Raw genomic sequence first — 6765 nt, forward strand, 5'->3', positions numbered from 1 at the left:
GGCGGCAAGCCCCTTTGGCGTTTTTATGGCGAACCGACAACCCGCCCTTTTAGTGCCTTTTCGGCACTTCGGGCGGGCCAGGAAACTGGAGCGGCCCGGCGATTTCTCGCTGAAACGCACCGCGCCGCCACCTGAGTGGCCTCGCAGAACCGGAAGATATCCATGAGTGAACAGCACAATTCGCAACCCGATAACAGCAGCTACGGCGCCTCGTCGATCCAGATCCTCGAAGGTCTGGAAGCGGTGCGCAAGCGCCCCGGGATGTACATCGGCGACACGTCTGACGGCACCGGTCTGCACCACCTCGTGTTCGAGGTGCTCGACAACTCGATCGACGAAGCGTTGGCCGGGTACTGCAACGACATCCACGTGACGATTCACGCCGACAACTCGATTTCCGTGACCGACAACGGCCGCGGGATTCCGACCGACGTGAAGATGAACGACAAGCACGAACCGAAGCGCAGTGCGGCTGAAATCGTGATGACCGAGCTGCACGCCGGCGGCAAGTTCGACCAGAACAGCTACAAGGTGTCGGGCGGCCTGCACGGCGTGGGCGTGTCGTGCGTGAACGCGCTGTCGAGCTGGCTGCGCCTCACCGTGCGCCGGAACGGCAAGAAGCATTTCATGGAGTTCCATCGCGGCGTCGCGCAGGAGCGCGTGCTCGAGACGGTGGACGGCGTGGAAGTTTCGCCGATGCTGATCACCGGCGACACCGAGAACCGCGGCACCGAAGTGCACTTCATGGCCGATCCGACCATTTTCGGCACGGTCGAGTATCACTACGACATCCTCGCGAAGCGGATGCGTGAACTCTCGTTCCTGAACAACGGCGTGCGGATTCGTCTCACGGACCTGCGCTCGGGCAAGGAAGACGATTTCGCGTTCGCCGGCGGTGTGAAGGGCTTCGTCGAGTTCATCAACAAGACGAAGACCAACCTGCACCCGACGGTGTTCTTCGCCAACGGCGAGAAGGATGGCGTGGGCGTCGAAGTCGCGATGCAGTGGAACGACAGCTACAACGAAAACGTGCTGTGCTTCACGAACAACATTCCGCAGCGCGACGGCGGCACGCACCTGACCGGCCTGCGGGCCGCGATGACGCGCGTCATCAACAAGTACATCACCGACAACGAAATCGCGAAGAAGGCGAAGGTCGAGACGACCGGCGACGACATGCGCGAAGGGCTGTCGTGCGTGCTGTCCGTGAAGGTGCCGGAGCCGAAGTTCAGCTCGCAGACGAAGGACAAGCTGGTTTCTTCCGAGGTTCGTGCGCCGGTTGAAGAGGTTGTGGCGAAGGCGCTGGAAGAGTTCCTGCTCGAAACGCCGATCGACGCGAAGATCATCTGCGGGAAGATTGTTGAGGCTGCTCGCGCACGTGATGCAGCGCGGAAGGCACGCGAGATGACGCGCCGTAAGGGCGTGCTCGATGGCGTTGGCCTGCCGGGCAAGCTCGCGGACTGCCAGGAGAAAGACCCGGCGAAGTGCGAAATCTACATCGTCGAGGGTGACTCGGCAGGTGGCTCGGCGAAGCAAGGGCGTGATCGCAAGTTCCAGGCGATCCTGCCGCTGCGCGGCAAGGTGCTGAACGTCGAAAAGGCACGCTACGACAAGCTGCTGTCGTCGGAACAGATCGTCACGCTCGTGACCGCGCTCGGGTGCGGGATCGGCAAGGAAGATTACAACCTCGAGAAGCTGCGTTATCACCGCATCATCATCATGACCGACGCGGACGTCGACGGGGCGCACATCCGGACGCTGCTGCTCACGTTCCTGTATCGCCAGATGCCGGACATGATCGAGCGCGGGTACGTGTATATCGCGCAGCCGCCGCTTTACAAAATCAAGGCGGGCAAGGACGAGCGGTATCTGAAGGACGACGTGGAGCTCAACGCGCATATGCTGCGGTTGGCGCTGCAAGGGTCGGAGCTGGTGCCGGGTGAGAATGCTGCGGCGATTTCGGGTGATGCGCTTGGGGAGTTGGCACGGTCGTATCTGCTGTCGCAAAGCGTGATCGAGCGGTTGAGCCGGTTGTATGACCCGGCTGCGCTGGAAGCGGTCATGGATGGGGTGGTGATCGATCTTTCCACTGAGACTTCGACTGAGGCTTCGGCTAAAGCGCTGCACGCTGCGTTGCATGATGAAGCGCTGAAGAACGAAGTTCGTGTCGTGCCTTCGTATGACCCGGTTCGCGAACAGCGGTCGCTGCATGTCGAACGTACCCATCACGGCAACGTGCGGGTTTCGGTCATCGACCAGGAATTCCAGCACACGGCGGATTATCAGCAGCTCGTGACCACCGCGAATACGTTCAAGGGGCTGATTGGGGAAGGCGCGGTCATCAAGCGCGGTGAGCGCAGCATGGCCGTGGCGGACTTCAAGAGCGCGATGAAGTGGCTGCTGGCCGATGCTGAACGCAACGTCTCCAAACAACGCTATAAGGGGCTCGGCGAGATGAACCCCGAGCAGCTGTGGGAAACGACGATGGATCCGGCAGTGCGGCGGTTGCTGCGTGTGCAGATCGAAGATGCGATCGCTGCGGATGGGATCTTTACTACCCTCATGGGGGATGATGTCGAGCCGCGGCGGGCGTTTATCGAGTCGAATGCGTTGCGGGCGGGGAATATTGACGTTTGAACGCCCTGCCAGCCGTGGGGCGCCAGAGTAAGTGTGACTGGCGCCATATGTTTGCAACTGTGCGACTAAGTTTCTGTGATTAGCCTATCGAGGCACAAAAGGCCGAATCGGCCCGATCGGTGCACTGGCGGGCGAATTCCGCCGGTGTCATCCACTGCAGTGCAGAGTGAGAGCGCGCCTCGTTATAGTACTCGCGCCAGGTTTCGATTTTGCGTCTGGCGTCCTCAAGCGACAAGAACCAGTGTGCGTTGAGGCATTCCTCCCGAAAGCGTCCGTTAAAGGATTCATTCTTCGCATTTTCGGTCGGCTTGCCAGGAGGCGAGAAGTCAATCTCCACGCCATTCTCGTACGCCCATTTGTCGAGCGCCTTCGAAATCAATTCGCTGCCATTGTCTGCCTTTTGATATAGCGGGGAAGCGGACGATGCTGCGCAAGCCAAGTTGGCGCGGCGACAACGTGCTCGCCACGCAATGAGCCGTCGACCTCTATGGCCAGACATTCCCGCGTGTAGTTGTCCGCGATCGTGAGCGTGCGTAACCGACGGCCGTCGAACAGCGCTTCCGCCACACAATCCATACTCCAGACCTCATTGACTGCATTGACGGACTGTTTGGGCTGCCTGCGCCGAGCCGATTTGTTGCGTGAGGTCGTTTGTGGCACAACAAAAGCCCCAGTTCCCGATACACACGCGTTCGACGCGTTTATGGTTGTCTCGCCAGCCGTCCCGGCGAAGCATCACGTACACGCGGAGCGCATGCTCCGCAGCCTGCGCGCCAATCAATTCGCTAGCTTTACGGAATAAGCCGTGCTCGCTGTTTCAGAAGCTATTGCCCCCCTTCGCGATTCGACGGGGAACATCACTGCAAAGTTACACGTTGCGGTGTTACCTCGTCGCTCTGGGGCTCCTCGTGCAACGCTTTGGAGCTTAGACGGCGCCGGCACGGAAAACGGCTCTGCGGGTACGGTCGAGCTCTTGGAGGGTACGGAATATCGGTATACCTGGGAGATCATCGGCCCGGGCGATAGTCCGCTGTTCGCCGATCCCGAAGAAGTATTTCAACCCGATACCGTGTATGGTACGTCGGGTCGCCTACGTCCAGGGCTCTCGACTGGCACCATACGTGTTGTGCTACGTACCGACATCAGCACACTCGGCCAGTTGGAGCTCGAAGTCCGATCCCGCAAACTCTCATACCTCTCCGAGTATCGCTGGATGCTGCGCGATATCGCCGAGCGAATGACCGAGCTCGTGATGGACCGCTTTGCGGTGAGCGATGCAAGCTTCGAACTCGACGACACCCGCGATGCCGTCACGCTCTATCAACGCTTCACGTTTCTGCGCGCCTTGTTCGAAAGCGAAAACTTCCAAGGAGCACTTCACGAAATCACTCGTCGTCCGCACACCGCGTGGGAAACAACAAACGAAATGGTGCGTGCTGGTGCAGGTATACGAGCGGACTCACATGTCCTTCGGCAATTCGCCAAGGGCGGATCCCGGTCGGCTTGGCCTGACGGGGCGCTCAAGTCCGTCCCGTCCTACTTCGAGCTTGCGCAGACCGAAGCGACGCACGACACCGTCCCAAATCGCTTCGTTAAATTTGCCCTGGAGCATTGGCTTCGGATACTCGGAGACATCGATCGAGGTCTTTCCAAGATCCAAGCGACACCAGCGACAACGCGCGGACGGCGGGAAATTTCGGTTGTAACGTCTCAGTTAGAAGAAGTGCTACATCACGACGTGTTTACCGACGTTGGACGACTCACGAGATTTCCTGCTGACAATCAGGTGCTCCAGAAGCGCGAAGGCTATCGGGATATCTTTAAGGCCTACGTGGAAACGGAGTTTGCGGCGCGTCTCTCTTGGCAGTCGTCGCCCGACGTCTACGGTGCCGGTCAGCGCGACGTCGCGACACTTTACGAGTACTGGGCATTCGTTCAGCTATCACAGGTGGTGGCCAATCTTGTTGGCCACTCATTCGACTTGAGCCCGTTGGTACAGACCCGATCCGACGGATTAACTGTCGGCATCCGTACCGGCGTAGAAACTGTTCTAGCCGGAGAGGTTAACCGCCTTGAGCGACGCATGCGAGTGGAGCTCTGCTTCAATCGGACCTATCGGCGAGGTTCAGCAGGTATTGCATCATGGACGAGACCTATGCGGCCGGACTATTCGTTGTTGATCAGCCCGGCCGACGACGAACAGTCACCTTTTGAGCCAATTGTGCTCCATTTCGACGCTAAGTATCGGATCGATTTCGTTCGAGAAATTTTCGGCGCCGACAATGAAGAGGAAAACGCCGTCGGTTCCGAATCGCCGACACGCTTGCAGCGCGGCGGCCCGCTCCGCGATGACCTACTGAAGATGCACGCATACCGCGATGCTATCCATCGGACCGCCGGGGCATATGTTCTGTATCCAGGTGGCGACGATGAAGGAGATGGGCTCAGATATCCGGAATATCACGAACTTCTGCCAGGACTGGGGGCATTCGTGTTGCGGCCAACAGATACTGGTATTGCGAGCGGCACATCCGCGCTACAACGTTTTATCAGTGACGTGCTCGATCACGTAGCAACGCGTTTGACCAGACATGAGCGCGGCCGGTACTGGCTGAGCGAAGCCTATGACACATCACTTCGTGGGCGATCGACCCAAGCACTCACTTCACCGTCGCCAGAGGCAAGCGTCCTTCTGGGTTTCGTGAAGAGCCCCGAACACTGGAGCTGGATTCAAGAACGGAGGTCGTACAACGTACGAGCTGAAGGTCGTCGCGGTGGTGTTCACGCTGGCGCAGCCTTACTAAGTAGCCAGCTTCTACTTCTTTACTGCCCGTCGACACAGGAAGTGGCGTTGACTCGCATCGTTTCCGGTGCAGAGAAGATCTCAGAAGCCGGGATGAGCGAATCTGGTTATCCAGTACCTCGCGGAAACTACTGGTGTGTGCAGATTCAGTGGCTCGCTCATGATCAGTGGCTTCAAAGTCTTTCGCCACATTCGATCGATACCTATGTCAAAAATCTAGGGCTAGAGTATGGCGAACCCATCAGCGTTCGGTGGAGTGAAATTCTGTCGCTTGCCGGCGGGACGTAGTCGTTCACGTCAACCACTCCCCCGGCCATCACGATCAAGCCTGGCAGCGCCTACGCCGTAATTTCCTGCGGCAAAAAACTCAAGAAGCTATGCCGGTTGGCCATCCCTCGAATTCTCCATATTTCGAGATGCCCAGTTAGGTAGACTCAAACGGCATCACCGCGAAAAAGCGCGGGCCGCATGGGCTGCCACCCACACGACCCGCTGACCACAACCAACTCGCAACAGGAGTCGGAAATGGCTAACGCCAATCATAAGTCACGCCCCGTCGTAACGGAACGCTTCGTCAAGATTCAAGAGTCAGCACGCCATCACTCCTTGACTAGAGTCCTCCGTGCCATCAGAGCACACCGGAAACTGAACACAACGTATTACCCGTGGATCAAGTTGGCTGGAGTATGGCTTGAGGATGCCGGATTCGAGGCGGGAGAACGCGTCCGGATTACTGTCGAGCACCAGCGACTCATCATCACGCCGATGTGAGCGGCGCATTGCCCATGGTGGGCGTCGCAAGTCACCATCCGTCTAGGTAGCTCGGTGCCCGATACTCCGCACCGTTAGTAACTGTGACAAGCGACGATCGTGCTGCAATCGCAGCGGGCCGGCCACTCAGGCCCGCTGCCGTGTAGTCTTTCAGCACGAGCTGCAACCCATGCCAGGCGTACCGTGCATTTCGGTCGTGCAAATGCAAAAACCCCCGCCTTTTCGGGCGGGGGTTTCTGGCTTAGGGAGCCTGACGATTACCTACTTTCACACGGGAATCCGCACTATCATCGGCGTAGAGTCGTTTCACGGTCCTGTTCGGGATGGGAAGGGGTGGGACCGACTCGCTATGGTCATCAGGCAAAGAGGGTTGTCACGTTGCTTGGCAACGCGACCAATCTGGGAAGAAGCAGTAATTTTGAGTTGTGTGTATCACACACGAGAATTCAACCGTCCGACGCGCTCTGTAGCGCGAAACAGACTTGTTATAGGATCAAGCCTTACGGGCAATTAGTATCAGTTAGCTGAACGCATTACTGCGCTTACACACCTGA

General features: G+C 58.4%; 3 protein-coding genes, 1 rRNA gene and 1 pseudogene. 3 read left to right on the forward strand and 2 right to left on the reverse strand.

The features are described from left to right. Positions 1-162 precede the first annotated feature (162 nt). Positions 163-2637, forward strand: a complete 2475-nt coding sequence (gene gyrB / locus DIE12_RS15690) for a DNA topoisomerase (ATP-hydrolyzing) subunit B (protein WP_124520607.1) — start codon at positions 163-165, stop codon at positions 2635-2637. A gap of 79 nt (positions 2638-2716) precedes the next feature. Here the strand turns inward: gyrB and DIE12_RS15695 are convergent. After that, a pseudogene (locus DIE12_RS15695) lies at positions 2717-3391 on the reverse strand (IS3 family transposase); the annotation flags it as partial. Between the two features lie 51 nt (positions 3392-3442). Between DIE12_RS15695 and DIE12_RS15700 the strand changes: the two are divergent. Both DIE12_RS15700 and DIE12_RS15705 read left to right on the forward strand, forming a co-directional pair. Beyond that, positions 3443-5728: a DUF2357 domain-containing protein gene (locus DIE12_RS15700; RefSeq protein WP_124521008.1), complete on the forward strand. Its 2286-nt coding sequence runs from the start codon at positions 3443-3445 to the stop codon at positions 5726-5728. Positions 5729-5965: 237 nt separating this feature from the next. Continuing rightward, complete coding sequence (locus DIE12_RS15705) at positions 5966-6211, forward strand: SymE family type I addiction module toxin (RefSeq protein ID WP_124521010.1); 246 nt, start codon at positions 5966-5968, stop codon at positions 6209-6211. 248 nt (positions 6212-6459) lie between these two features. On the opposite strand, the gene rrf is transcribed toward DIE12_RS15705, so the two are convergent. Beyond that, positions 6460-6572: ribosomal RNA gene (gene rrf / locus DIE12_RS15710) — 5S ribosomal RNA — on the reverse strand. Between the last annotated feature and the right edge of the window lie 193 nt (positions 6573-6765).

The organism is Burkholderia sp. Bp9015 (genome assembly GCF_003853505.1).
Taxonomy (GTDB): domain Bacteria; phylum Pseudomonadota; class Gammaproteobacteria; order Burkholderiales; family Burkholderiaceae; genus Burkholderia.